Consider the following 22,800-nt stretch of genomic DNA (forward strand, 5'->3'; position numbering starts at 1 on the left):
CTAACTAGTTTTATGAGTAAAAAAATTATACATGGAATTTACGATGATGACGACCAATTAAAAGTTGGTGCAAGAAAAATCGTTTCCAGTGGCTTTAAAGTTAAAGAAGTGTTTTCTCCATTTCCAATTCATGGTATTGATCCTATTATTGGAATTCCAAGAACGCGAATTGCTATTGCCGCATTTATGTGGGGTATAACAGGTACTTGCTTGGCAACTCTAATGATGTGGTACATGATGATTTCTGATTGGCCTACCGATGTGGGTGGAAAACCAAACTGGTCGTATATATACAATCTACCTGCGTTTATTCCAATTGCATTTGAATCAACAGTGCTTTGTGCTGCGCATTTAATGTTTTGGACATTTGCATTTCGTAGTTGGATATTGCCTGGCGTAAGTGCTAAAAATCCAGATCCTAGAACAACGGACAATATGTTTTTGATGTTGTTAGAAGTAAAAGAAGAAGATGCTGATAGAGTGGTGGGAATGCTTAAAGAAACAGGAGCTTTGGAAGTTAATGTAAAATAGGAGAGCGAGTAGTTAGTATGAAGTACCATGTATTAAGTACAATGAAAAAAAGAAATTATGAATACCAATAAAAAAATAATTACGCTAAAAAAATTATTCTTCCTACTTAGTACTTTGTACTTTGTATTGTCTTCTTGTAAAAGCGATCCAAACAGTCCTGGAATTGAGTATATGCCTGACATGTACAGAGGCATTTCTTATGAGGCCAATTTGGAGAATATTGTTACCGGAGATACTATTGCAACTAATTTAATGCCTCCAAAAGGCTCTATTGCTAGAGGTTTCATGCCCTATGCGTATGGGAATGACACTGCAGGCTATGCAAATTCAGGCAGGTATTTAAGAAATCCTATTGCAGCTTCTCCCGAAATTTTAGCTGAAGGAGAAATCCTTTATAGTAAATATTGTGTTCATTGCCATGGTGTAGAAGGAAAAGGAGATGGTGCTGTTTCTTCTAAACTACCAGGTGCTCCACCGTCCTATTCCGGAGCGTTGGCTAGTTTGCCAGAAGGTAAAATATTTCATTCCATAACATATGGAAAAGGTTTGATGGGACAACATGCATCTCAACTATCTCAAGAGGAAAGATGGAAGTTGGTACATTATGTTCAAAAGCTTCAAAAATTGGGAGCTCCAGTTGCTACGGCTAGTGCGGCTTCTTCAGATACAACAAAAACAACTACTGATAAAAAATAATAGTTTATGAATTTATCTTACGAGTTTACACAACGTTCAAAAAAAATAACCTACACTTTGATGGGTGTTGGTCTTGTTGGTGTTATTCTGGGTTTGGTATTGGCTCATGATGAGCATCTTGGTCAACGCTTATGGGCTAATGTGTTGATGAATAGTTTTTTCTTTTTAGGAATTTCTGTTGCTGCCTTATTCTTTTGGACATTGCAATATGCTACAGAATCAGCGTACGCAGTGGCTGTGAAACGTGTTTATGAGGCAATTGCTGGGTATTTACCTGTTGGTGCTATCACCTTAATCATCGTTTTATTAGCGAGTTCTTTAGGTTTTAATCATATATATCACTGGATGGCACACGGAATATCTGATCCTACCAGCGAGCATTATGATGAAGTTATTGCGGGAAAATCAGGGTATTTGAATTTGCCTTTCTTTTGGATAAGAACTCTAGCGTATTTGGGTATTTGGTACTTATTCTACAAAGGCTTCAGAAAAAGATCTTTGCAAGAAGATTTGGAAGGAGGATTAGATATACACTGGAAAAATGTTAAGATGGCCGCCATATTTTTAGTTTTATACGGAGTGACATCTTCAACTTCTGCTTGGGATTGGTTAATGTCTATCGATACGCATTGGTATAGCACTATGTTTGGATGGTATATTTTTTCCGGTACTTGGTGCAGCTCTATGATTATGTTGATTTTGTTTATTCTTTTCTTGAAAAGCAAAGGGTATTTGCAACAAGTAAACGACAGTCATATTCACGATATTGGGAAATGGATGTTCGCAACGAGCTTTCTATGGAGCTATTTGTGGTTTTGTCAATTTATGCTTATTTGGTATGCTAATATTCCTGAGGAGATCACATACTTCCAAACTCGTTTCGACCTTTACAAGCCAGTTATGTGGACAACTTTCTTTGTAAATTTTGCTCTACCAATGATATTTTTAATTGCTAGAGATGCAAAAAGAAATCCTAAATTTTTGGCTGTAGTAGGATGCATTATTTTCTTCTTCCACTGGGTTGATTTATTTCAAATTGTTATGCCGGGAACTGTTGGAGCACATTGGTATTTCTTTAATCCATTAGAGTTGGGGATGTTTATGATGTTTTTAGGTTTGTTTTTGTTTGTGGTTCACACCCAACTTACAAAAGCTCCTTTGATGGTAAAAAATCATCCTTATTTGGACGAGAGTTTACACCATGAATTTTAATTTGTACTAAAATTTAGAATAAAAAAATAACGTATGGTAAAATTTCTAATTTACGTTGTAGTTGTACTTGCTGTGTATGCAATTGCTCAGCTAGTGAGAGTTTTTGAAATAGCTTCAGCTTTAAAAGGCTCTAAACCGCATGAAATAAATGATACTGACAATAAGAACCAAGGACGAATGATGTTGTTGTTTTGGTTGGCATTTGTAGTATTTTGTATATGGGAGGTAATGGAGCATGGTCATAAAATATTACCTAAAGCAGCATCTGATGTGGGTGCTGATATAGACTGGTTAATGTGGCTTAATATGTCAATAATATCTGTTGTTTTCCTTATAACCAATACACTACTATTTTATTTTGCCTATAAATACCAAGGTAGCAAATCAAGAACAGCAACGTTTTATCCGCATAATAATAAATTAGAGTTGATTTGGACTGTTGTTCCTGCAGTGGTTCTTTTTGTAATTATCTTTTTAGGAATTAAGAAATGGAATAACATTACAGATGTTCCTTCAAACGATGCTATTGTAATTGAACTATATGCAAAACAGTTTGATTGGACTGCTCGTTATGCAGGTAAAGACAATGTGTTAGGAAAATCTAATTATAAATTGATTTCAGGTTCTAACTCCTTGGGTATGGATTCTACAGATAAGGCAGGATGGGATGATATGTTAGTAAGAAATGAGTTTCATATTCCTAAAGGCAAGCAAATATCATTTAGAATGAACTCTCGAGATATTATACATAGTGCATATTTTCCTCATTTCCGTCAGCAAATGAATGCGGTACCTGGTATGACTACTGAAATGCATTTTGTTCCAACAATGACTACAAAAGAAATGCGAGCTGAAACGAAGAACGATAAATTCGATTATGTTTTGTTGTGTAACAAAATATGTGGTGCAAGTCATTACAATATGCAAATGATAGTTGTTGTTGACGAAGAAAAGGAATACGCAGAATGGTTGTCAAAACAAAAGCCTTTTTTTACAAAAACTGTTTTAACTAGTAACGAAGAGAATAAAAAAATAGCTCTTAATAATTAATAAAAAAATTTATGGCAGCTCATACACATAGCCACGATTCGCACGCTCATGCTACTCCTCATCATCACGATGAACACGAGCACCACGACACTTTTTTGACTAAGTATGTTTTTAGTCAAGACCATAAAATGATTTCAAAGCAGTTTTTGATTACTGCTATTTTTATGGGCTTGGTAGCAATGACAATGTCTATTATTTTCCGTTTGCAACTTGCATGGCCTGAGCAAAAATTTGCATTTATTAATTGGATGCTTGGGGATAAATGGGGAAAGGATGGAATTTTAGATCCAAACATGTATTTAGCGTTGGTTACTATCCACGGTACTATAATGGTGTTTTTCCTTTTAACAGGAGGATTGAGCGGTACCTTTGCAAATCTTTTAATTCCGTATCAAATTGGAGCTAGGGATATGGCATCTGGCTTTATGAACATGCTGTCTTATTGGTTCTTTTTACTATCGAGTGTGATAATGATTTTTTCGTTATTTATTGAAACGGGTCCAGCATCTGCAGGATGGACTGTTTATCCTCCATTAAGTGCGTTGCCTCAAGCAATGCCTGGTTCTGGGTTAGGTATGACCTTGTGGTTGGTAAGTATGACATTCTTTGTGGTTTCATCTCTATTAGGCGGTTTAAATTACATCGTTACAATTGTAAACCTTAGAACAAAAGGAATGTCGATGACAAGATTGCCATTGACAATTTGGGCATTGCTTATTACAGCTATATTGGGGGTATTATCTTTCCCTGTATTGTTCTCGGCTGTATTACTATTGATTTTTGATAGAAGTTTCGGAACAAGTTTTTATTTGTCTGATATTTATATTGGAGGTCAAGCGTTAGAACAAACAGGCGGTAGCCCTATTTTATACCAACATTTATTTTGGTTTTTAGGACATCCTGAGGTTTATATCGTATTGTTACCTGCATTGGGTATGGCATCTGAAATTATATCCATAAACTCAAGAAAACCCATTTTTGGTTACAGAGCCATGGTTGGTTCTATGTTAGCAATTGGTTTCTTGTCATTTATTGTTTGGGGGCATCACATGTTCTTAACCGGTATGAATCCGTTTTTAGGTTCGGTGTTTGTATTTACAACTTTACTAATTGCAATACCGTCTGCAGTTAAGGCGTTTAACTATATTACTACTTTGTGGAAGGGTAATATTCAGTTTACTCCTGCAATGATGTTTTCCATAGGGTTGGTATCTACTTTTATTTCTGGTGGTGTAACAGGTATTATCCTAGCAGATTCTACGTTAGACATTCCTGTACATGATACATATTTTGTTGTAGCGCATTTCCATATTGTAATGGGGTTGTCAGCGGTGTTGGGTATGTTTGCAGGTGTATATCATTGGTTCCCAAAAATGTTTTTGAGAATGATGAACAAAAAACTAGGTTATTTACATTTTTGGATAACATTTATTTGTGCATATGGGGTGTTTTTTCCAATGCATTTCCTTGGATTAGCAGGTGTTCCAAGACGTTATTATTCCAATACAGCTTTCCCAATGTTTGATAATTTGGTTGATATAAACGTTTTAGTTACAGTATTTGCGATAATAGGTTCTCTTGCACAATTCATCTTCTTGTTTAATTTTTTCTATAGTATTTTTAGAGGGCCTAAGGCTACAGAGAACCCTTGGAAGTCTAATACATTAGAGTGGACTAATGGTGTTGGCCATGTTCATGGAAATTGGCATGGAGCGCTTCCTGTAGTTCAACGTTGGGCGTATGATTATAGTAAGCCTGGCAAATCGGAAGATTTTGTGCCTCAGACTGTTCCGTTGGATGAAAACGAACAAGACGAAGGAGGACATTAATCCATTAACAATTGAAAGTTATAAAATAACGAAAGAAGCCGCGAATATTACGCGGCTTCTTTCGTTATTTAGGGTTATGAAGCGAGTTGGTCAATTCATTTTAATTTTTTTTCTAGGGTACACTTGTACACTATTAAGTCAGAGTAAAGGATTCGCGGATTTTTTTAACAGTAACTACAGACTTACGGCTGCCTATACATCTCGTTATACATTTATTGATGGTATTCAACGGCCGGTTGCAAGTGTAAAGGCTGGGGTTTCTTTTTCAGAAAAATTGCGTGTTGGTTTAGGGTATGCACAATTAAGGCGTCCGTACGAGTTTAAGGGAATTGTGCAGTTGTCAGGAAATGTGTATAACGAAACGGATGTTCATTTTAAATTTTGGTATTTATATACCTACTTAGACTATGTTTTTTATAAAACCAAACACTGGGAGTTAAGCATGCCCCTGTATCTAGGAGCAGGAGCTTCAAATTTTAGATACACATTTCAAGATATAGAGTATAAGAAAAAAAATGGAATGGTATTTACCTACGAACCGGCCATTTCCGGACATTATAAGGCTTTGCCGTGGTTAGGAGTGGGTGCGGATATAGGTTATCGGTTTATGCATGTAAACAAACAGTATTGGAAACATCAATTTAATTCGCCTGTTTATACATTTAAAGTAATAGTTTTTTGGCGAGAACTGTATGAATCTGTGAAAGCAAAGAAAATACTGTTTTAGCTACCACCATTTTTGCTCCTTTACTAAGTCTAAATCATATTTGCGCTTTAACTTTTTATACACACGGTTAATACGTAATTCTAGGCCTATTGATAAATGAGTCTCTTGAGGATTTAAACTTACTTCTATAAATGGGTAACACACGTACGCATTAATTTGTAGCATTATTCCAAAGTTTGGAGGAATTATATCTTGCTGCAAATCAAATGGCATTGTCATTAGTTTAAGGCCTCCCAATGCATTTGCTTGTAAATATTTTGAAGCAAAAAAAGTATAGTAAACCGTAGTTGATAATCCTAAGCGATAACTGGAGTTAGGTGTGCCAATGAGTACTTCTCCCATAAACCGCCATTTAGCAGGTTTTGCTTCTTGTTCTTCTTCGGTTGTTTCGTGCAATTCATCTAGAGTAAAAACTTTCCATCTGTTGGAAATGTAGCGTATGTTTAAGTATCTACTTTGATAACGAGCAAGAGATGTACCTAACGAAAAACTACTTTGTTTCGGTCCTGGCAACTCATTTTGCGCAAGTAAAGATTGTAGGAGAAAAATAAATACTCCGCTGTATAAAACTTTTAGAAACATTTGTACGTGTTTTTAAAATGGAGTAGTTTATTTTCATTTGTCTTTATTTAGATTAGTATTTAAAGAAATTCCTCTTAAATTCCAGCTTGTTTTACTTATAAGACGGAGTAACCTATTAATGGTTGCTTTTAAATACGCATTTTATTTTCTATATTAAGGCTGTGATAAAACTTTTATATCATTTAGGTAAGTATGTTTTGCTGATGAAGCGGGTGTTTAAAAAGCCCGAAAAGTGGTCTATTTACAGAGCTCAATTTTTTAAAGAGGTAAATTCTTTGGGGATTGGTTCGTTAGGAATCATAGCCATCATTTCTGTTTTTATGGGTGCTGTTGTAACTATACAATCTGCATTTGGCTTTGAGAGCCCGTGGATTCCTATTTATGCAATAGGTATAACAGCCCGAGATTCTATGATTTTGGAATTTTCGCCAACGATAGTGAGTTTGATATTAGCAGGAAAGGTAGGCTCCAACATCGCGTCAGAAATTGGAACTATGCGTGTTTCGGAGCAGATAGATGCGTTGGAGATTATGGGCGTGAATTCGGCAGGTTATTTAATTCTTCCCAAAACATTGGCTGCATTATTTATAAATCCTTTTTTGATTGTGATAAGTATGTTTTTAGGAATATTTGGAGGTTGGGCATTAGGTGTTTTAACGGGAGTGGTAACATCTTACGAATATATTTATGGTATTCAGTATGAATTAAAAATGTATAATATTTATTATTCACTAATTAAAACGGTTGCATTTGCATTTATAATTACTACAGTTTCTGCGTATCATGGATTTTACACCAAAGGTGGAGCATTGGAGGTTGGTAGAGCAAGTACCAAGGCTGTTGTTTATAGCAGTATTATTCTGTTGGTGGTTAATTTTCTATTAACTCAAATTTTATTAGCTTGATAGAAGCCAGAAACATAACCAAGAAATTCCGAGATAAAACAATCTTGAGTGATTTTTCCTTTACGTTTGAGCGAGGGAAAACCAATTTAATTATAGGGCAAAGTGGATCGGGGAAAACGGTGTTGTTGAAATGCTTAGTAGGTTTGCATGATATTGATAGTGGAGAGGTGTTATATGAAAATCAAGATTTTTTCAAGTTGGATTTTGCGGGCAAAAAAAACATTAGAAGGCAGATTGGAATGCTTTTTCAGGGCGGAGCATTGTTTGATTCAATGACTGTAGAGGAAAATGTAATTTTTCCATTGTCAATGTTTACAGATATGACAAAAGAAGAATGTTTAGACAGGGCAAACTTTTGTTTGAACAGAGTTAATTTGGTAAATACAAATAAACTTTTTCCGTCTGAAATAAGTGGAGGAATGAAAAAGCGCGTTGCTATTGCAAGAGCCATATCTACACAACCTAATTATTTGTTTTGTGACGAGCCCAATTCCGGCCTTGACCCTAAGACATCTATCGTAATAGATAATCTAATTAAAGAACTTACCGAAGAGTTTAATATGACTACCGTGGTTATTACTCACGATATGAATTCCGTAATAGAAATAGGAGATAAAATTGCTTTTATTTTTGAAGGAAAAAAACGTTGGGAAGGAACACGAACAGAAATTTTATCTGCCGAAGATCCTGAATTGGTAAACTTTGTATATGCCTCCAAATTTATGATGGAGCTGCGAAAAAAGTAAAAAATGCCTACTTTCTATAACCTTTAGAAAACCTGTGTCTATTGTATTCCAGCCCTTGTCGTTTAATTTATCTGTTTAAACGAATATTTGCAACAAAAATCTTTATTTCGCAACATTAATACAAAAACCTACGTATAACTTGACCGAAGTTGGTATTTCTACTTAGTTAATAATAGTATATCATGAAGAAGTTAATACTTATAATAAGCGTATTTTTTATCGAGTATGAATTGAATGCGCAAGGATTTGGAATTGGAGCCAGTAGTCCAAGTGAAATTTTGCACTTAAAGAAAAATGGTGATGTGGCGGTTCGATTTCAGGGGGCCACTGCGGGTTCCTCTTCTTTGGGTGCTCAAGCTCCTACTGCTAATACAACAGGTGTGTTGGGCAGCAAAACATGGTCTAGCGGAGGGAACGTATATAGCAACAATGCATCTTATGCAACCGTAGCAACAGGAACATCGGAGTATTTGGTGGCAAAGACATTTGATTTTTCCGCTATTCCGGCTGGTGCCACTATTGATGGAATACAAGTAAGCGTTGATAGAAGTAGGACAGATGCTACGGATGTCGCATTATTGGATGCATGGGGATTTGATTCTGATGGTACTTATTCATATGCCGTAAGCGCTGGAACTAATCGTTGTTTAATTCTTATTGCCGGTATGGGACATGATGCAGGAGATAGAGATTTAACTGCTGTTACGTATGGTGGCGTGAGTATGACAGAGGTTACGTCTGCTGCAACAAGTAATGGAGAGGAAACGCATTTGGAAATTTGGTATTTAGGAGAGGCTGGAATAGCAGCAGCTACATCAAGCAATTTTGCATTTACGTGGTCAGGAGGATTTGATGCCCAAATTTATGCAGTGGCTTCTTTTCAGTATGTAGATCAAGCTAGCCCGGTTGCTGATTTTGAAACTATTGGAAGTACTTCTACTGCAACGCTAACGTTTTCATCTACTTTAGCTGTAGAGGATGGTGATATGGTAGTATTAGGAGCCCTTGCCGGTGATGATACAGATGATAACATAGATGGCGATTTTACAGATAATAATTTTACGTGTGCGGGGTATACAGAGGGGGGGGATATAAGTGTTGACAACGGTAATAATCCGAATAGCGAAGAGCTTCAGATGGCTTGTTATACAAAAGCTATATCTGCCAATGGAACAGAGAATCCTTCTGTGATTACTAATGTTGCCGCATTGAGAAATTTTAATATGGTTGGTTTAGTTTTAAATAGTGTTCGTACCGTTTATGATAACTCTATAAAATTGGTAAAAGCAGATGGTACAATTGCCGGTACTGATAAAGCGGCTACCTCTACAAACTGGCCAACGGCAGATGCTACTGCTACTTATGGCGGAAGTTCCGATTTGTGGGGTATTTCTTGGACAGAGGCTGATGTTAAAGATGCAGATTTTGGAGTGGCAATTTCTGTGCTTGCTTACAATGCAACTGCACAAATAGATTATATTGGAATTACTGTGTATTATACTCCATCCGGAAGTTTTAGTAATTATACAATGGGGATTGACCAAACCGATGGATATTTTAAGTTGTCTGGTTCTTCTTCATTGGGAACTAGCGATTATGTTACTGTTAATACCTCCGGAAATATGGGTATTAATTGTACTGCACCTACTCAAAAATTATATGTTGATGGCAATATCTATGCAACAGGCTCTGTATTGGGTTCTCAAGCTGCGTGTAGTGATAGACGATGGAAGACAGATTTTAAACCTATTGAAGGTGCTCTAAAAACGGTATTAGGCTTAGATGGTATTTATTACAACTGGAAATATAAAGAGTTCCCTGCAAAAAAATTTACCGAGCAACGTCAAATAGGGTTTATTGCCCAAGAGGTAGAGAAAGTGTATCCGGAGCTTATTTTTACAGACAACGAAGGATATAAATATTTGAATTATGCTAGCATGACCCCAGTATTAGTTGAGGCTATAAAGGAACAGCAACTTATGATCATCGATTTACAAAAGAAGTTGGATGTAGCTTCGGCTAAAGCAAGTAAGGTTGATGCATTAGAAGGCAGGTTAAATGAGTTGCAGAAATCCATTCAGGAGTTAAACAGCAAGCAAAATTTAGAAGCAAAAAAATAAGTATTATTCTGTGAAATCGTGTTTAAAAGAACATTCTATATTGCCATTTTTACATTAGGGAGTATTATTTTCTCAGGAACTCTTTTTGCACAGCTTATAGCTTATAATGATGGATTGACGGTTGTTACAGTTACTACTTCTACCAATATTTATATAGATGGTAGTTACATGAGTAAGACCAACGGAACAGATGGAATTATTACAAACGAAGGTTCGATTTACATAACACAAGATTTTTATAATTACAACACTTCTTCATCTGCATTTAGCGGTGCTGCGGGGGGAGCTGTTTATTTAAATGGTTCAACAGCAAGTCAGAATATACTAGGTACAACAGATCCAGCTTTTTACAACTTATATATTCAAAATACCTATACTACCACACCTCAAATTGTTTTAGGGTTAAACACCAGTGTTACTAATATTTTAGAAATGTCTTCTGGTACAATTAATTTAAATTCGAAAACACTTACGTTAGGAACTTCTATACTTAATACGGGAACATTAAGTAGGACGGGAGGTTGGGCGTATGGTGGTAGTTTTAAAAGATGGGTTACCACTTCGGGTATATCATCCGGAAGTTCTGCAGGATTGTATCCTTTGGGTGGTAGTTCCGATTATAGGCCATTTTCGTTGTACACATCATCAAGTCCATCTGTTGGAGGATTTGTTACCGTTAATCATAATTATGTAGGAGGCCGAACTGTTGTAAACTTTGCAGATGGGGCGTTTAATATCGATGCAAGAAGTAATTCCTATTGGGCTGTAAGTACAGGTGGTGGTCTGTCTGGTGGTACTTACGGAATTTATGCCGGAGGTACCGGATTTGGGTTGGTGCAAACTGAATCGGATTTAAGGTTGGTACAGGCAAGCAGTGTTATAGGTACGGCAGGAACGAATACCGGCACATATTCTTCCCCGGAAGTAAATAGAACAGGCATTTCATTATTTAACTTGGCTAATAATTTTTATATAGGAACAACAGATGTTGCTAATTCTCCATTGCCTATTGAGCTGCTTAGTTTCGATGCAAAATTGAATAGTGATGTAGTTGATGTTGAGTGGGAAACTGCAACTGAGATTAATTGCGATTATTTTATTGTCGAGAAAACTATTGATGGAGATAATTTTGAGTTTGTAAGCAAAGTTGCCGGTGCAGGAAATAGTTTTTCTGTTCAAAAGTATTCAACTGTTGATACCAATCCATACGATGGAGTTTCTTATTATAGATTGAAACAAGTTGATTTTGATGGCTCTTTTACCTATTCAAATTTGGTTGCAGTAGAGGTGTTAATTAATTCTGGATTTTCAGTATACCCCAATCCGTATATGAGCGGTAGTTTAAAAATAAAATTTGAGAGTGAGTTAGATAAAGAAGAGTTATTAGTAATTGTATATAGCAATACGGGTGCCGAAATGTACTCCAAGGTAGTAGTTGTGAAAAAGGAAAATAATTATTTGGCAGTACTTGATTTGGAAAATCGTTTAGCACCCGGACTATACCATATTGTTGGCGCCTCAAAGCATACTACAAAATCACAACGGTTGGTTATTTACTAATCTAAAATAATTTTTCCTGTTGTATTTGTTTTGGAACTCGAAAAGTTTATGAGATACATTCCAGATGAATTTAAGTCTAGCTTAATATCAATTCTATTTGTTCCTATTTTTGCCATGTGTTTAGTTTTATTTATCTCGCTGCCAACAATAGATACTAGTCTTATTTCTATTTCCTCTTGCTCCAAAGATGTATAAAAAACAGTAATTGAATTCGATTCTACACTGTGATAATATTTTAGAAAATTATTTTTTTCTATACCTGTAACACCAGTTATATTAATATCATCTAAGAAGAAATTATTTCCTCCTCCGTTTGTAAATTTAAATTTGAACAACACATTATTTGAAGCTGTAAGCGGAGAAATATTTACAATCTGATTTTTCCATTGAGATGTATTTGAAGGGGTAAACGGATTGGTTTCAATAGCTGTTGTAGCTAGGGCGCTACCCGATTTAGTATAGCGTATGTTCCATGTTTGTCCGCAAGTAGTAGAAGAAAATATTTCCAATTTATCTGCGTCTGAACTTTGTATTTGTGCATATGCATATTTAAAAGTAAATGCAGGGCTTGACATGGAAGATATATCAATAGCAGGGCTGATAAGCTCTGTAGATTCTCCAAAAGAAGAAAAGTAATTATCAATAAAAGCACTATTACTTCCAGAGTAAGCAACACTGTTTGTCTGATCCCACGTAATTGAATTTCCGATATTTACAATACTCCAGTCATTATTGGGAAGTATTCCTGATTCGTAACTTTCGAAAAAGGAACCGCTGTACGTTGCTGTTGTTGATAATACGTTTATATATCCTGTTTTTGTTGTTGTGTTTGCACCAACATTGTTTGACACGGTAAGTGTAACAGAATATACTCCGGGTGAATTATAGATTACCGAAGGATTATTAATAGTTGATGTGTTGGGCGTTCCTCCGTCAAAATTCCATAGGTAAGAAGTTGGAGTTCCTCCCCAAGAAAGGTCTGTAAAGTTTATGGAATTTCCTTGACAGGTGTATTTTGTATTAGTTTTAAACTCAGCAATTGGTGCACAATTACTTGACGTGTTGGTGTATGTGCCTGTCGCTATAAGGTTGGAATATCCCCACAAATTATTTCTAAAGCCAATAGGGGAGTACAACGCTGCATCCATTCTGTTTTTTTGTCCAGTTGTAAACATACGCGAGCAATAGGAGTATTCCATAAAATTTTGAACGTTGTCTACCAGATTGCCGCATGTTGCACCACTTGTGTTGCAATTAATCCAACCTTTGGTAGGAGGTGTGTCCGTTACAAAATCATCTCCACAGGCTACTCCCGGATTATTGGTACTTCCCCATGGATGTAATAAATTAAAAAAATGTCCTACTTCGTGTGTAAGTATTCTTGATTTTGCATTATTGCTGGTGCCTATACTGCCAACGTAATCATGTAAAATTAGAATGCCCTCGTTGTTAGCTGGTGTAGTTCCAGGTAAATAGGTATATCCTGCAACGCCAATAGATATGGAGTTTACAACCCAAATATTTAAATATTTCCAAGCAGGCCAACCATTTAATTTTGAATTGTCGTCTCCAATGTATGTTTCTAACGATGCTATTCTATTTATGCCATTCGTACAATTTCCATTTGGATCTTTTGTTGCAAGCCTAAATTCGATGGAACAATTAGCAATGTTGTTCTTAAATGCATTTACAACAAATGAAGTGTCTGAATTTTGCCTATTGAAATCTTCGTTTAAAATTTGAAGTGCATCATATACTTGTGCGTCCGAAATATTTTCTATTCCATAATCGTGTATAATATGAACAACAACTGGAATAATAAAAGTGGAGTTTTGTTTATTGGCGAGATGGAAATTTTCGGTGAAATTTTCTAGCTGCTCTTGTTGTAAAAGTAACTCAGGATGTTTTAAAAACGACTGGCGGACCATTTCATCTGTTCCGCATACTTTTAAAGATTGCGCTAGGCTGATGGTAGCAAAAGTAAAGAATAGAAGCAGCAAATAAAGTCGTTGCACGTTATGTATCAGTTTAGTTGCCCAAAATTTCAATTGCATTTTTAGTTGTTATTGCTGCAACATCATCAACAGAAACTTTTTTTATTTCTGCTAATTTAGTTGCTATAAGTGTAAGGTATTTACTTTCGTTTCTTTTTCCGCGATATGGAGTGGGGGCAAGGTATGGAGAGTCTGTTTCTAAAACAAGATGCTTTAAATCTAATAATTCAACAACTTTATCTAACCCTGAATTTTTAAATGTAAGAACTCCTCCAATACCCAATTTAAAGGTGTTTAGCGAAATTACTTTTTCTGCATCTGTTATTGTGCCTGAAAAGCAGTGAAAAATTCCTTTTAACGAAGTTTGTTTATATGCAGAAACTATTTCAAATGCCTCGTTAAATGCATTTCGTGTATGAATAATAATTGGCAAGTCAAATTCAATAGCAATTTCAATTTGTTCGGCAAAGGCCTTTTTTTGTTCCTTTTCAAGTGTTTTATCCCAATACAAATCAATGCCAATTTCTCCAATTCCATGAAATACTTTTTGTTGTTTATTGGCTGTAACTTTTTGTTTTACCCAATCCAACTGTTGGTGGTAATTTTGTGTTACTGAACACGGATGAATGCCAATAAGGGGAAAGCAATTAGATGGATATTTCGATGATAATCTCATCATTTCCTCATAGCTAGACTCATCTACATTGGGCAAATAAAATTTGGTAACAGTGTTTTTTATGGCATTGTCAATCACAGAGTCGATATCCTCTTTAAATTCATCGGAAAACAAGTGTGTATGCGTGTCAATAAATGCCATAAGCTGTTTTGCTAAAATTATTACTTTTTTATACAATGTGCCCTATGTTTTATATACTTTCAATTTTGTACTTTTAGTCAAGGCTAAATAGTATTATTTTTTATTTTAAAGCAAAGCCTAATTCGTATGGTGATTTTTAAGAAATTTGTTTTTGATTCAGCTCATTTTTTGCCAAATGTTCCTGATGGGCATAAGTGCAAACGTGTTCACGGGCATACCTATAAGCTTACTATTTTTATAGAAGGAGATTTGCAAGAAAAGTTAGATTGGGTAATGGATTTTGGCGATTTAAAAAGTGTTGTTAATCCTGTTGTAGATAGATTGGACCATAATTTTTTGAACGATATATCCGGCTTAGATAATCCCACTTGCGAACGAATAGCTCAATGGATTTGGGAACAAATAAAATCTCAATTGCCCGGCTTGGTAAAAATTGAATTGTACGAAACACCTACTTCGGGTGTAATTTACACAGGAAAATAAGTTACATGTTTTTTACACTATCCAAAATAACATCATTTTTAACATTTCCATTTACTTGGGTTGTAGTGTTGTTACTACTTTCTTTTTTTTGGAAGAAAGAGGTAGTAAAAAGAAAGTTGTGGATAGCCTCGATTGTGGTTTTACTGTTTTTTTCTAATGGTTTTATTTTGGATGAAGTAATGAGGTATTGGGAAGTGCAGGCTATTAAACAAAATGAGATACCAGCAAACATAACTACTGCTATTATTTTGGGCGGAAATGTTAGTTATGATGAGAGTTTGGATAGAGTGCAGATTCATAGAAGTGCAGATAGACTGATGCAAACAGTTGATTTGTACAAGAAAGGTATCGTGAAAAAAATAATTTTTACAGGTGGCTCTGCAAGCCTAGTTTATAAGCATAAAAGAGAGGCATTTTATGCCAAACGATTGTTGTTGAATTTAGGCGTGAAAATGGAAGATATTTACATTGAGTACGATTCTAAGAATACGTATGAGAATGCAATTTTTACGAAAGCAATTACTGAAAAGGAATTTCCGGCTCAAACATTTTTGTTGGTTACATCGGCATTTCATATGAGGCGTTCTATTCAATGTTTTGAAAAGGCGGGAATTTCTGTTTTCGCTTATAGTGCCGATAGATACAGCGGACCTAGGAAGTTTTATTTAGATCATTTGTTATTGCCTAATGCAGAAGCACTTGCTATTTGGAATATTGTTATTCACGAAATTGTTGGAACCATTACCTATAAAATTAAAGGATACATATAGAGAATTTTGAATTTCTGAATTATTATTAGAGGATAGAATGTCCGTTAAGAAAAACATACCAAACAGTAAAAAGAGCGCAGTTTCTAAAACTCCGGGTTATAAGGCTTATTTCCCTTGGATTATCGTAATTGCAATTTGTGTTGTTACTATTTTATCTTATCTCCCTGTTTTTGATGAAAAAAAAGAGTTTACCAACTGGGATGACCCGGTATATGTTACCGAGAATAAATTAATTAGAAGCACTAATGCTGAAAATATAAAAAAAATATTTAGTCCTAAAACAGATGTTTCGCTTAATTACCATCCGTTAACCGTTTATTCGTTGGCATTAAATTATAAAAGTGGGCAACTAAATCCGCGTCCATATTTTAAAACAAACCTTTTAATTCATGTTGCTAATGTAGCATTGGTTTTCTATTTAATTTTTTTATTTTCCGGCAGCAATTTATTTGTTGCCTCTGCTGTTGCTGCTTGGTTTGGGCTTCATCCCATGCATGTAGAATCAGTTGCTTGGATATCGGAACGAAAAGACGTTTTATATACTTTTTTCTTTTTGTCAGCACTAATTGCATATGTAAAGTATCTAGATAAAAAACATATTTATTTTATACTCATATGCTTTTTGTTTTTTGTTTGCTCCGGATTATCAAAAGCAATGGCAGCCCCTTTGCCATTCGTCCTTATTTTAATCGATTATTTAAAGCAACGTAAAATAAATCTTAAAGTTTTGTTGGAGAAAATCCCCTTTTTAGCATTTGCGTTTTTAATTGGAATAAATGCCGTAATTATTCAGTCAAAAGAGGCTATTAATGAGTTTGATACATTTACCTTATTTCAACGTTTAATGTTTGCTTCTTATGGTTTTGTAATCTATATCCAAAAAATGTTTGTGCCTATTAGTTTATCGGCATTTTATCCATACCCGAGTTTAGATAATTTGGGAAATATTCCGGTGTTTTTTTATTTAGCGCCAGTTGTTGCAGTCGCAATAGTAGTAGGTTCAATTATTGCGTTGTATAAGTATAAAAAAGAATGGCTTCCGTATGCTGTATTTGGTTTTACATTTTATTTTTTAACTATAGCCATGGTGTTGCAGTTTATATCTGTTGGTAGTGCATTAATGGCAGATAGATATACCTACTTGTCGTATATCGGGTTGTTTTTTCTAGTTGCTTTTTTAATGAATAAATTACTTGGCGATAAAAAAATTGTATTGATATTGATTATAGTTGTTACCAGCTCATTGCTGGCAAGTGCATGTTACGATAGAGTGAAAATTTGGCAGAATAACGATACGTTGTGGAGTGATGTAATTAAAAAGTATCCATTACAGGTTCAAGTAGCGTACAAGAATCGAGGAAATTATTATGCTCAAATAGGGAGATTAGATGAGGCTTATAAAGACCATATGACATTAATTAATATGAAGTCAACAGATGCAGGTGTATATGTTAATTTTGCAAATATTTGTGGCTTACGAAAGGAATTTGATAAGTCGCTAGAAGCATATTCAAAAGCATTGGAGCTAAAAAAGGAAAATACATTTGATATTTATTTAAACAGGGGTATTACGTATGCAATGGCTAATAAATTTAACGAAGCCATTAGTGATTTTAGCGTTGCAGATTCTATGCAGCCTAAGAATGAAAAATTGTATCAAAATAGGTCGTTTGTATTATTGCAAGCACAACAATACGAAGCATCTATTCGTGATTACAATTTTTTGATTGAGATTTTTCCTAGTGAAAAGGATTATTATTTTAATAGAGGGCTTGCTTATTTTAACCTGTCAAAATACTCCGAAGCTATAACAGATTTTAATTCGAGTATTAAATTAAAACCTGATTATGCCCAAGCCTATTTTAATTTGTCTGTAATCTATAATCAACTAAAGGACTATAACGCTGCGCTTGAAAATGCTAAGAGAGCAAAGCAATTTGGACATCCGGTTACCGATGCCTATTTGAACGAGCTTTCTTCTAAGTAAATTCATTTTATTTAAAAACAAGAGCGCTCTCGAATTTTAATTCGGGAGCGCTCTTGTTTTTAATTCTATTTATTTCAATTTAATATTGTAGGTGTTGTTATTTATTGTTACCGTAGCATCGTTATCACAGGCTCCAGAGCCAAAGTCTATAGTTCTAGTTAGCTTATTAGCAGGTGTAATGTCAATTGTGCCTTGCACAAAATGCTTCTTGCATCCGGGAGCCATATTTCTAATTAAGGGGCTTGTAATTTGGGAAGTAAACGAATTTCCATTTGCTTTTGTTCCACTTGCGCTACCAGTAATGCTGTATTGGTCATCTATCCAAGTGTAAGTGGAAGAACCTGCTGTCCATTCTCTATTTCTGTTCGATTGCCAAGTAATTGTTCCTCCTCCATTAGCAGACGATAATATGATAGAGCCATTTACTACAATATCATAATTTAAATTACCAGCCGCATTTCTACCTTTATTAGTAATTACTTTTGTCCCGATAACTTGATTATCGTTAACAAAATAGCTGTTTGGTGTTATGGTAATAACAGTTGCAGAGTCTCTGTATTTGCCGGTATAAGTAATTATAATCTGACCTCTTCTGTTTCTGCCGTCTAAACATAAGCAATTTGATGAACCAAAGTCTATTGTAATGGTGTCTGTGTTTGAAGAAACCGCAGTATCTCTTGTAATTGTTACACAGCCACTTAAAAGACTAAAATTAGTTGGGTCATTTTTATAGGAACTCATTGTGTTTGATGAAGCAGCTTCATTAGCCATGTTGTGCATATCGTTAAATGTTTGTTCTGCTAACGCATTATCACTAGCATCTGAAGTGTCATTGTCTTCATCCTTTTCTTTTCGGCAAGAAGTTAAAAACAAACTACCTACGACTAAAGTAGATAAGGCGACTTTAAATAAATTTCTTGTTTTCATATTCTATAGTTTTATTGATTTCTTGTTGGTATGACCAAGCAAAACATAAAAGGTTTAATCTGTATGTAAAATTTTTTTAATTAACCTATCTTTTTGAAAGATACTCGTTTATGATTAAAACTGAAATCCAGCAGTTAGTGTAGCCTGGCTTGTCCAAAAGCTATGATGCGCTTTTCCTGTTCCAATAACCAGCACATCCATATAGTTTGCAAAGGTTATTTTTCCTACTGTTTCAACAAAAAAATAGTTAAATGCCGTAAATCGTAGTCCGGCTTCAGGTCCGGTAACTATTCCAGCTATGTGAAATTTGTTATCTAGCTTATTGCCAAACAGTGTAACATTGGTTTTGGGTATTACCATTCCTAGCCCGTATTTAACAATGCCATTGATCGCAAATTTTTTGTTTTTTGATGACAGAAAATCAAATCTCTTAATTCCGTTTACCATTAAAAAATTTGCGCCATCTGTATGTTCAAATAATAAAAAATCACGATCCACTAAAGTATCTTGATTAAAGTAAGATCCTCTGATTGTTCCTTCTAAATGGAGCGTTTGGTTGTCTTTTATGACATATTTTGTGTGGTCAAAATTTATTTCAATCCCCAAATTGTATTTATCGTTAAAAAAATAGCCAACTCTATAAACATACTGCGGCACTGTTAAAGGCTTATTTAGCATGTTTTCAAAGTCTGATTTGTCTTCGGCTGCAACATTTTTCAGAACAAAGTCATACTTGTCAGAACCATCATCTTTAAAATGAAGATTACTCTTACTATACGTTGCTCGAGTATAACCCCAAGAAAAATAAAACGTTCCTTTTGTTTTGGTTTCTAATGAAGTGGAAGGTTGAGATTGGGAGAAGAATGATAAAAGGCAAAAGAATAGCGTAATTAAATGCTTATACATAGTTGTTTTCGATTCTAATTTAAATACCACTCAATAAGTTCTATCGCAGTTGATTGATTAGTATTTGGATTATTTGTAATTGCTAGTAATTCTTCAATGCTAATTTTTCCATCCAAATTGTTATCTGCAAATTGGTACTTAGGTGGATAATTATTTTTTCCTTTCAAAGAAGTTGAATGACTCCTCATAGCCAGGGTGCTTTCATCTTCTAATTCTAGTGCAGAAAATGTTTTTTTATCTTCTGTTAAAAGTGCATAAGTAAAGTGTTTTTCGTTTAATACCAATTTCTTCGAAACATTTTTTTGCTCATTGGTAATAAATATATTTTCTGAGTTATTCAATTGTAGATTATCTTCTTTTGAAATGTCAAAAATATAATTTTTATCAGCCTCAACTCCTTTAAAAACGAACTCTCCGTTTTTGTCGGATGTGGCTGTTGCAATAATGTTGTTGTTTGCAATATTTACTAAATTTATTTTTGTGAATGCAAGGGGTTGATTGTCCTTGTTTGTTACAACGCCTCTATAGTTTGCTTCAAAAACAGAGTCGTCTTCTTCTAAAATCATCAATGTTTCTTTTTTTTCGGCTTCTAAAAATTTGAACTCAAAGCGTTCATTAGTTTTTGCAATTACTTGTACTTGTTCGCCTTTTTTGTTTTTCATGATAATTTTGTCGTTTATTTTTAGGGCATAATCTGTATCATCAATAATTACCACAAATTTTTCATCTGCAGGAAGCTCCGTAAAAACAAAACCGCCTTTGTCATTTGTGATAGACGATTGAATTATTTCTCCGGCTTCATTAAGCAAGCTTACTCGAGTATGCTTAATAGGTTCTGTAGTTGCTTCAATAGACAAATTGCCAAGTATTTTTTTTGTTTTAGGTTTTGCAACAGTAACAGCATCTGTTGTGCTTTGCTTTATAAAGATATTACTAGAGAAATCCGAAAAATATTTTTCATCGTCTTTAAACGCTTTTTCTCCATCAAAAATTATTTTTAAAAAAGGATATTGGTACTTAGTTAAATCAATAGTTTTAGAGGTTTTTTCAAAAAAAACTACTTCAGTTTCGTAGTACGGAAGTATAGACTTTTTATCATCAGTAACTTGTGATGTATATACCATTAAGTGCATATTTACACATCCGGGAGCTTCAAATGTGATTTTATGATCTTCTCCGGTAAAGTCTAGATCAAACGCGAATTTTCCGGATTTTGTTGTAGTAACTTCCTTTATCAGCGCATCATTTCGGTATAGCTTTATAATAGCGTCTTTTAGTGCAGTGTTGTTTTTTATAGCCTTACCTTTCAATTCGAGATAGCCTCTTATTTGACTAGAAAGCTGGAGTGCATTAAGGATTAGAATCATCGAGAAAAAAAATATTTTCCCTGGTAATATTCTTAAAGATTTTATTTTCACTTTATTCAACACTTTTCCTATCTAAATTTCTTATATATTTAAGTAATGCAAAAAACTAATTTACAATTATTTACTAATTCATGGTATAATCCTGGTCGTAATTATTTGGTACGTTCTGTTTGGTTTGTGGTGAGTGCGCTGTTTTTTTTGTCAGGATTCCCCATTAATTCTTTTAAAATTTTTTTGCTTCGCCTTTTTGGCGCAAGAATAGGTAAGATGGTAGTTGTTAAGCCTGGAGTTAATATTAAATATCCTTGGAAGTTGAGTATTGGGGATAATTCTTGGCTTGGAGAGCGTGTTTGGATTGATAATTTAACTAATGTAACTATTGAAGCTAATTGTTGTATTTCGCAAGGTGCAATGTTGCTCACGGGAAATCATAATTACAAAAAGCAAACATTCGATTTGATTGTTGGTGAAATTGTTTTAGAAGAAGGTGTGTGGATAGGAGCCCAATCTGTTGTTTGTCCTGGAGTTGTATGCGGTTCGCATGCTGTGCTTACCGTTGGATCTGTTGCTACCAAAACGATGGAGCCTTATTTTGTTTACCAAGGTAATCCGGCTATTCAAGTTAAAAAAAGAGAAATTAATTAAGCTACACTGTGAAAGTTTCTATCATTACAGTTTGTTATAATAGTGCAAATACGATTGAATCTACCATTAAGTCGGTTATAGAGCAAAGCTATCCTGAAATTGAGTACATACTCATTGATGGATTATCAAAAGATGGAACACTTGGTATAATAGAAAAATACAGAAATTCTATAGCAAAAGTTATTTCAGAAAAGGATAGTGGCATATACGATGCGATTAACAAGGGTATAGATGTTGCTACAGGAGATGTCATCGGGATCCTAAACTCAGACGATTTTTATATAAATAATACAGTAATTGCTGATGTTGTAGATGCACTATTAAACTCTAATGCCGATTCGTGCTATGCAGATTTGCAGTATATAGATAGATTGAATATAAATAAAATTATTCGTAATTGGAAGTCGAAAAATTATTACGAAGGCATTTTTTATACAGGTTGGATGCCACCACATCCTACTTTTTTTGTAAAAAAAGCATGCTATGAAAAGTATGGAAAATTTAATTTGAAATTGAAAAGTGCAGCTGACTATGAATTAATGCTCCGCTTTTTGCATAAGCATCATGTGTCTACTACATATTTGCCAAAAGTTTTGGTTAAAATGAGGGTAGGGGGAATGAGTAATAAAACACTTATGAATAGAATAGCAGCAAATAGGGAGGATCGCTTAGCCTGGAAGATAAATGGCCTTAAGCCTGGCATGTTTACATTGTTATTTAAACCCTTGTCGAAGATTAAACAATTTTTGGGGTAGCGGAAAAAAAGTGTAAAACTTGATTTTTTTTTATACATTTGGCGCATTACTGGAGAGGTGGGTGAGTGGCTGAAACCAACAGTTTGCTAAACTGTCGTACGGGTTAAACTGTACCGGGGGTTCGAATCCCCCCCTCTCCGCACCATTAAGTTAGTCCCCTCAAGGGACTTTTTTTATGCCTTATTATGTTT

General features: G+C 34.7%; 21 protein-coding genes and 1 tRNA gene. 16 read left to right on the forward strand and 6 right to left on the reverse strand.

What is annotated here, in order from left to right; all coding sequences use genetic code 11:
* Nucleotides 1-12 precede the first annotated feature (12 nt).
* From J0M08_11050 to J0M08_11075, 6 genes are read left to right on the forward strand one after another with little or no spacing between them, the layout of a single operon-like run.
* Nucleotides 13-531 (forward strand): DUF3341 domain-containing protein, encoded by a 519-nt coding sequence (locus tag J0M08_11050; protein ID MBN8703595.1) that lies wholly within the window; start codon nt 13-15, stop codon nt 529-531.
* A 57-nt stretch (nt 532-588) separates the two neighbouring features.
* The gene (locus J0M08_11055; protein MBN8703596.1) at nt 589-1,227 is read left to right on the forward strand and encodes a cytochrome c; all 639 of its coding nucleotides are present in this window, start codon (nt 589-591) and stop codon (nt 1,225-1,227) included.
* Between the two features lie 60 nt (nt 1,228-1,287).
* Nucleotides 1,288-2,439 carry a quinol:cytochrome C oxidoreductase gene (locus J0M08_11060; protein MBN8703597.1) on the forward strand — a complete coding sequence of 384 codons (1,152 nt, stop codon included), beginning with the start codon at nt 1,288-1,290 and terminating at the stop codon, nt 2,437-2,439.
* 33 nt (nt 2,440-2,472) lie between these two features.
* Nucleotides 2,473-3,489, forward strand: coding sequence for a cytochrome c oxidase subunit II (locus J0M08_11065; GenBank protein ID MBN8703598.1), 1,017 nt, complete (start codon nt 2,473-2,475; stop codon nt 3,487-3,489).
* Between the two features lie 11 nt (nt 3,490-3,500).
* Entirely contained in the window at nt 3,501-5,318 is a 1,818-nt protein-coding gene (locus J0M08_11070; protein MBN8703599.1) for a cbb3-type cytochrome c oxidase subunit I, read from the forward strand.
* Nucleotides 5,287-6,045, forward strand: coding sequence for a hypothetical protein (locus J0M08_11075; protein MBN8703600.1), 759 nt, complete (start codon nt 5,287-5,289; stop codon nt 6,043-6,045). Before J0M08_11070 ends, J0M08_11075 begins: the two co-directional genes overlap by 32 nt.
* On the opposite strand, the gene J0M08_11080 is transcribed toward J0M08_11075, so the two are convergent.
* Complete coding sequence (locus J0M08_11080; GenBank protein ID MBN8703601.1) at nt 6,046-6,627, reverse strand: hypothetical protein; 582 nt, start codon at nt 6,625-6,627, stop codon at nt 6,046-6,048. It abuts the gene before it with no gap.
* A gap of 164 nt (nt 6,628-6,791) precedes the next feature.
* Between J0M08_11080 and J0M08_11085 the strand changes: the two genes are divergently transcribed.
* From J0M08_11085 to J0M08_11100, 4 genes are all read left to right on the forward strand, one after another.
* The gene (locus tag J0M08_11085) at nt 6,792-7,532 is read left to right on the forward strand and encodes an ABC transporter permease (protein MBN8703602.1); all 741 of its coding nucleotides are present in this window, start codon (nt 6,792-6,794) and stop codon (nt 7,530-7,532) included.
* Nucleotides 7,529-8,278: an ATP-binding cassette domain-containing protein gene (locus tag J0M08_11090; GenBank protein MBN8703603.1), complete on the forward strand. Its 750-nt coding sequence runs from the start codon at nt 7,529-7,531 to the stop codon at nt 8,276-8,278. Before J0M08_11085 ends, J0M08_11090 begins: the two co-directional genes overlap by 4 nt.
* A gap of 182 nt (nt 8,279-8,460) precedes the next feature.
* Nucleotides 8,461-10,398 carry a tail fiber domain-containing protein gene (locus J0M08_11095; protein MBN8703604.1) on the forward strand — a complete coding sequence of 646 codons (1,938 nt, stop codon included), beginning with the start codon at nt 8,461-8,463 and terminating at the stop codon, nt 10,396-10,398.
* An 18-nt stretch (nt 10,399-10,416) separates the two neighbouring features.
* Complete coding sequence (locus tag J0M08_11100) at nt 10,417-11,958, forward strand: hypothetical protein (protein ID MBN8703605.1); 1,542 nt, start codon at nt 10,417-10,419, stop codon at nt 11,956-11,958.
* On the opposite strand, the gene J0M08_11105 is transcribed toward J0M08_11100, so the two are convergent.
* Together J0M08_11105 and J0M08_11110 are read right to left on the reverse strand one after the other, a co-directional pair.
* Nucleotides 11,955-14,012, reverse strand: coding sequence for a PKD domain-containing protein (locus J0M08_11105; GenBank protein ID MBN8703606.1), 2,058 nt, complete (start codon nt 14,010-14,012; stop codon nt 11,955-11,957). The two genes, J0M08_11100 and J0M08_11105, sit on opposite strands and share 4 nt — an antisense overlap.
* A complete protein-coding gene (locus tag J0M08_11110; GenBank protein MBN8703607.1) occupies nt 13,987-14,769 on the reverse strand; it encodes a TatD family hydrolase in 783 nt (260 codons plus the stop codon). The genes J0M08_11105 and J0M08_11110 overlap by 26 nt, the downstream gene beginning before the upstream one ends.
* Nucleotides 14,770-14,895: 126 nt before the next feature.
* Here J0M08_11110 and queD point away from each other — a divergent pair, with 126 nt between their 5' ends.
* Genes queD through J0M08_11125 form a run of 3 tightly spaced genes read left to right on the forward strand, consistent with a single transcriptional unit; the run spans nt 14,896 to nt 18,009 of the window.
* The gene (gene queD / locus J0M08_11115; protein MBN8703608.1) at nt 14,896-15,252 is read left to right on the forward strand and encodes a 6-carboxytetrahydropterin synthase QueD; all 357 of its coding nucleotides are present in this window, start codon (nt 14,896-14,898) and stop codon (nt 15,250-15,252) included.
* 5 nt (nt 15,253-15,257) lie between these two features.
* Nucleotides 15,258-16,022 carry a YdcF family protein gene (locus J0M08_11120; GenBank protein MBN8703609.1) on the forward strand — a complete coding sequence of 255 codons (765 nt, stop codon included), beginning with the start codon at nt 15,258-15,260 and terminating at the stop codon, nt 16,020-16,022.
* 37 nt (nt 16,023-16,059) lie between these two features.
* Nucleotides 16,060-18,009: a tetratricopeptide repeat protein gene (locus tag J0M08_11125; protein ID MBN8703610.1), complete on the forward strand. Its 1,950-nt coding sequence runs from the start codon at nt 16,060-16,062 to the stop codon at nt 18,007-18,009.
* Between the two features lie 69 nt (nt 18,010-18,078).
* Here J0M08_11125 and J0M08_11130 read toward each other — a convergent pair whose 3' ends face one another.
* From J0M08_11130 to J0M08_11140, 3 genes are all read right to left on the reverse strand, one after another.
* Nucleotides 18,079-18,936: a hypothetical protein gene (locus J0M08_11130; GenBank protein MBN8703611.1), complete on the reverse strand. Its 858-nt coding sequence runs from the start codon at nt 18,934-18,936 to the stop codon at nt 18,079-18,081.
* Between the two features lie 114 nt (nt 18,937-19,050).
* A complete protein-coding gene (locus tag J0M08_11135; GenBank protein ID MBN8703612.1) occupies nt 19,051-19,842 on the reverse strand; it encodes a hypothetical protein in 792 nt (263 codons plus the stop codon).
* A gap of 14 nt (nt 19,843-19,856) precedes the next feature.
* A complete protein-coding gene (locus J0M08_11140; protein ID MBN8703613.1) occupies nt 19,857-21,209 on the reverse strand; it encodes a carboxypeptidase regulatory-like domain-containing protein in 1,353 nt (450 codons plus the stop codon).
* A 96-nt stretch (nt 21,210-21,305) separates the two neighbouring features.
* On the opposite strand from J0M08_11140, the gene J0M08_11145 reads away from it, so the two are divergent.
* The 3 genes from J0M08_11145 (at nt 21,306) to J0M08_11155 (ending at nt 22,749) form a co-directional block, all read left to right on the forward strand.
* Nucleotides 21,306-21,854: a WcaF family extracellular polysaccharide biosynthesis acetyltransferase gene (locus J0M08_11145; GenBank protein ID MBN8703614.1), complete on the forward strand. Its 549-nt coding sequence runs from the start codon at nt 21,306-21,308 to the stop codon at nt 21,852-21,854.
* Between the two features lie 8 nt (nt 21,855-21,862).
* Complete coding sequence (locus tag J0M08_11150; GenBank protein ID MBN8703615.1) at nt 21,863-22,609, forward strand: glycosyltransferase; 747 nt, start codon at nt 21,863-21,865, stop codon at nt 22,607-22,609.
* Between the two features lie 51 nt (nt 22,610-22,660).
* Nucleotides 22,661-22,749 (forward strand) — tRNA-Ser (locus J0M08_11155).
* Nucleotides 22,750-22,800: the final 51 nt, after the last annotated feature.

It is taken from the genome of Bacteroidota bacterium (assembly GCA_017303975.1).
In the GTDB taxonomy this organism is placed as follows: domain Bacteria; phylum Bacteroidota; class Bacteroidia; order JAFLBG01; family JAFLBG01; genus JAFLBG01.